At 63.8% G+C, this 5,161-nt stretch carries 3 protein-coding genes; 1 reads left to right on the top strand and 2 read right to left on the bottom strand.

The features are described 5' to 3' along the window. Window positions 1-470: 470 nt before the first annotated feature. Complete coding sequence (locus C2L80_RS13035) at window positions 471-1,691, bottom strand: IS110 family RNA-guided transposase (RefSeq protein ID WP_092197370.1); 1,221 nt, start codon at window positions 1,689-1,691, stop codon at window positions 471-473. Between the two features lie 1,278 nt (window positions 1,692-2,969). After that, a complete protein-coding gene (locus C2L80_RS13045) occupies window positions 2,970-4,412 on the bottom strand; it encodes a basic amino acid/polyamine antiporter (protein ID WP_417133590.1) in 1,443 nt (480 codons plus the stop codon). Window positions 4,413-4,926: 514 nt separating this feature from the next. On the opposite strand from C2L80_RS13045, the gene C2L80_RS14195 reads away from it, so the two are divergent. Beyond that, the coding region (locus tag C2L80_RS14195; RefSeq protein ID WP_204600613.1) for a hypothetical protein at window positions 4,927-5,161 on the top strand (235 nt) is incomplete at its 3' end.

The raw sequence follows: 5,161 nt of genomic DNA on the forward strand, positions 1-5,161 counted from the left end.
GGCTGAGGGGCCGGCAGGGGGGGGGGTGGCAAGACGGAGCTGACGAGGAAACCGGAGTTGACAGGCTGGCGAGGGGGCTCCGCTCTTGAAACGGTAATGAATTTCTCAATTTTTCGGCATATTTCACCGAAAGCACAGTGCAGAACCCGAGTTTCCCTTTCTAGAACCCCATTTCGGTACAATACTGCGAAAAACTCTCCCGTTTCTTACCGTCGCAAGCTGAAAATCGGAATAGCGTCTCTATTTCGGTAAAATATGCGAAGAAACTTTCGGATTCATTACCGCTCTGAGCAAAACGGGGTCACCGAGAAGCCAAAAAAAAGACCTGCTATTAGGAGTCAAGGGGGAACCTGAGATTTTTCAATAGGAACCTTGAAAAGCGAATACGAGATAAAGGGCGCGCACCGAAGGTCGGTTCCGCATGGGATCGCTGGCGATCGCGCTTGACTCCGTTTTGGCGAAGAGCGAGGTCAGGCATCCTTGAGATGGCCGGGCCGGTGGTTCTTCGGGGGCGTCGGCTCGTAGGGCCGCCCCTCTTTCATCACCGCCAAGCACACGCCCATCAGCTTGCGGGCGACTCCGGAGAGTGCCACGTAGTGGTGCTTCTTGCCCGTTCCCTTTTTGGCGCTGTAGTAGTCCCCGAAGTAGGGATCGCGCTTCCTGGCGCAGTCGGCAGCCATCATGAGGGCCCACCTCAGGGTCCCCGGCCCGCGCTTCGACATGTGGCCGTCGGATGACACGGTGTCGCCCGACTCGCTCCTCGTGGGGTCCATCCCCGCATAGCCCATGAGCTTGTGCGGGCCGTCGAAGCGGTCGGGGTCGCCGATCTCGCCCGCGATGACCGAGGCGAGGGCGACGTCGATGCCGGGAATCGTGAGCAGCCATTTGCCGCTGGTTCTGTCCAGCAGAACCGCGAGCTCGGCCTCGACCTCCTTGATCTGGTCCTTCACGAAGTCGAGCTCTTCCATGAGGAGCCTGACCTCTAGGGCGAGGGCTCTCGAGCCGAAGCTGACGCCGACGGACTCCTTGGCCGCCTTTTTCAGCTCCTCGGCCTTCTCGCGGCCGCATTTTCCCCGCGATGCCTCTCTCAGGATTCTCGCGAGCGTCCGCACGTCGGTCGCGAGCACCTGGTCGGGCGTGGCGCAGTGCTGCAGAAGCTCCCGGTGCGTCGGACAGTAGGCATCGCCGAACAGGCCCGCGAGCTCGGGGAACACGCGGTCGAGCACGGCCGTAGCCCTGTTCTTGAGCGCCGTTGAGCGGTCGACGAGCGACATCCTGTAGCGAGCCAAGCTGCGAAGCTCTTCGGTGGCCTCGTCTCCTAGGGCCGACGGGCTGTACCGCTTGTAGCGCACGAGGTCGGCGATCATCGCCGCGTCTATCGCGTCGGTCTTGACCTTGCGGACCGTCCACACGTCGCGGAAGGCGTCCGTCTGGATCGGGTTGATCACGGCGGCGTCGTAGCCGTGCGCGCCGAGGAAGTCGAACAGCGCGATCCAGTAGTGCCCCGTGGCCTCCATGCCGATCAGGCTGCGTTCGGCGTCCGCGCCGGCCTTCTTGAGCTTGGCGAGGAACTTGGAGAAGCCGCCGGCAGTGTTGTTGAACCTGAACGATTCGACGACGGCCTTTCCGTCTTCGCCAACGGCGCTGGCGACGTGGCCCCTCTTGGCGATGTCGATTCCGATGTAGATCATTGCGTCCCTCCGGTCTCTCGCTTAACCGTGAGGCAGAGGCCTTCCTCTGGCAACCGCAGGCGCAACCTCATTGGATATACGGCCCCGGGGGCCATCCTGCCGAATTCGCGTCCACCTGCGGGCCGGAGGCGCCAGCCTTTTTTAAAGAGCCGAACCCCTTGGGGGTGCGGCAAGCGCCCTCCGCCCCATGCGCATCCCTTATCTCATATTCGCGTGTACAAGAAAAGAGCGCGGCCACTGCGCGAGAAGTGGCAAGAACAATATATGAGGGGGGGGGTCACGCAATCAACGAACTGTCCCGACGCACGTTGTACACCGCGCTTTCATCGCCCGGCACACTCACCATTCACCGGGCAACCCGCAGCGCACGTCACACGCCACGCACCGCGCCATCCGTGCGACAGCGCATCATCACCCGAGCGCGCCATCTGCCGCCCGACACACGCCCGCCCGTCGGAGCATCTGCCCGCCGCGTCTGCGCCTCACGCGTCGCACGATGTCCGCACGGCACGCGCGGATGAAACGCGCCCGCACACCGGCCCGCGCCATCTGCCGAAAAGCCCACGCAACACGCCGTCCGATTTCCAGGCAACACGCCACTCGACACGCCTACGCCTTCCGCGCCGCGCCACCGCACCCGTGCGACAAGCCTTCCATCGCGCTCCTTCCGCGCGAACGACACCGCACCCGCGCACCGCCCGCGCTATCCGTTGGGTAACCAGGCAACACACTGCGCGACTTCCAGACAGCGCGCCACACGTCGTGCCGTGCGCCACTGCGCGCCGTTCCCCCGCCTGCCGCACCTGCGCCATCCACCGCGCGGCCATGCAGCACGTTACGCAACTTCCCAACAGCACACCACACGTCACGTCTGCCCCTTCCGCGCAGCACGCAACACGCCACCGCCCGTACACCGCGCTCGCGCAACCCGCACCACGCGTCGCCCGCGCAGCATGCCACACGTCGCCTGTATGGTAGACACGTCGTCTGCGCAGCACGCGACACGCCCCCATGCGCCGCCGCACGCGCCGCCCGCACTTGCCGCATCCGCGCCGCTCGCACAGCGCGCGTCTACCCCCCCCCCGCATGCGACACGCCACACGCTCGCGCCGCCCAGCGCGAGCCACCGCGCACCGCACGCCACTCGCACGCCGTACGCCCACGCCGCGAGCCGTCGCTCGCGCGACACGCCACACGCCACTCGCACGCCCGCGCCGCCTGCGCAACACGCCCCACGCGCACTTCCCACGCCGCCCGCCCGCGCGACACACGCTCGAGCTAGAAAGCCACCTGCCCCGTCGCGATCAGCACAATGGACACCACGGCGGCGACAAGGATGATGGCAACCACCACTTTGTCGAGCGCGCTGGCAAGGTACGGCTCGTTGCGCTCCTTCTTGCCCTTGATGTACACCAGGATGCCCGGCGCGTACAGAAGCGACATGATGGTGAGCCCCACCGCGCCCGACGCCCACGCCAAGAAGAAGCTGTACACCACGCCCAGCACGCCGAACACGCGCCACAGCACCATGTTGCCGCCGATCTTGCCCGCGAACGCATCCGGCTTCGTGAACGCGAGCTTGGCGAAGTACGCAGCGGACAGCAGATACGGCAGCAAGATCATGCCCGCCGACAACGTGTAGAAGAACTGGTAGGTGCTATCCGAAAACAGCATGATGATGAGGAATGCCTCCACGATGATGTTCGTCACCACGAGCGTGACGATGGGCGCGCCCTTCTTGTTCGTCTTGGCGAACGCCTTGATGAACACGCCCTGCTCGGCAGCCTCGTAGGGCGACTCGCTCGACAGCACCGTGTAGCCCAGCATCGCGCCCACCAGCGACAACACCACGCCGCCGTTGATGAGGATGGCGCCCCACTGGCCCACCGCATGCTCCATGACGCCGGCAAGCGCCGGGTTCGGCAGCTCGGCAAGCTCGGACAGCGGCATGACGCCCATGCTGAGCATGCTCACCATGAGGTAGATGGACAGCACGCACACAAACGCGATGATGGTGGCCTTGCCCACATCGCGCTCTTTCTTGGCACGACCCGAAATGGCCACCGCGCCTTCGATGCCCACGAACACCCAGATGGTGATCATCATGGTGCTGCTCACCTGATCGAAGAACGGCATGCCCGACTCGGCCCCCTGCGCCATATTGGCCATGAAGATGCCCAGATCGAACTTCTGCAAAAAGATGATAGCCGTGATGCCCACGAAGATGGGCACGAACTTCGAGATGGTGATGACGGCGTTCACACCCGTGGCCTCTTTGATGCCGCGCGAGACAAGGAACACGTAGAACCAGATGAGAAGACTGGCCCCGATCACCGACGCCAGATTGGTGCCCTCGCCGAACACGGGGAAGAAGTACGCGAGCGCCCCGAACAGCAGCGCCGAGAAGCTCACTGTGCACAGAAGCGCGCTGATCCAGTAGCCCCATGCGCTGTTGAAGCCGAGGAAATCGCCGAAGCCGGCATTCGCGTAGCTGTAGATGCCGCCTTTGAGCTCGGGCTTGATGCGCGAGAGCGCGTAGAACGTCATGACAAGACACAGCACGCCCACGCCGGATATGCTCCACGCCGTGAGGATGGCCGCGCCGCTCGCGCCGCCCGCCGCCTGATCGCCCGACAGCGTGAACACGCCACCGCCCATGATGAGCGTGATGACCGTGGTCGCCAAGCGGAAAATTCCCAGGTTGCCTTTGCCGTGCGCCATCTCGGACGAACCGTCGGCAGATGCGGACGGCACGGTCGAACCGGCAGGTGCGACGGATGCCGAAGGGTGCTGCGATGCGGATGCGCTCATGGGATCACCGTTCCTCGTTTGTCGATGGTGATTATCATACCCCACCAGACTGCATACCGCGCGATTGTTATGCACAATTTTTCGCCCCGAACGCGCATTGATAAAGGGATGACCCGAGAGTTCCCTCCCTTCCCACGCTTGAGGGGTTGGAAGGCGAGCGGGTGGCATACGTTTTTCCTCAGCCTCGTTCACGCACTCGCTCACTCTCATGCGGCAAAATTCGCGATTTTTGGCCACGAAACCGCACTCTGGCACGAAACTTGGCTTTCTCCGGAGCGAAAGGCGTTCAGCAAGCAGCAAAATCCCAGGTCGGAAAAATCGACGAGGGACAGAAGGGGCCAGGCGCAGCTCGACGCGTGCCAGAACGCGGTTTCGTGGCCAAAAACGCCCGGTTTTGCTGCACGATCGAGAAAGGGGCGCACACATGGTCGAAAGACGCGCATCCGAAGCGCGAAACGACCCGAATGGAAGGCACGGCCTCCAAGCGATGTGCCAACGCATGCTGCACCCCAAACGCCTGGTCACACCCAAAGGCCCCCACCAGGCCCGCCACCGACGCCTTCTCGAGAAAGCGGCTTTGCAGCCGACGAGACGCGAGCAGGGCGGCAATGCCGCGACGGGCACGGTGCTGGCAGAGCGCTGTCGCGGCATTGCCGCCC

It is taken from the genome of Rubneribacter badeniensis, assembly GCF_002899695.1.
In the GTDB taxonomy this organism is placed as follows: domain Bacteria; phylum Actinomycetota; class Coriobacteriia; order Coriobacteriales; family Eggerthellaceae; genus Rubneribacter; species Rubneribacter badeniensis.

Coding starts and splice junctions, on each gene's coding strand:
- C2L80_RS13035 (WP_092197370.1), bottom strand. CDS start 1,691: ATGATCTACATCGGAATCGACATCGCCAAGAGGGGCCACGTCGCCAGC.
- C2L80_RS13045 (WP_417133590.1), bottom strand. CDS start 4,412: ATGGCGCACGGCAAAGGCAACCTGGGAATTTTCCGCTTGGCGACCACG.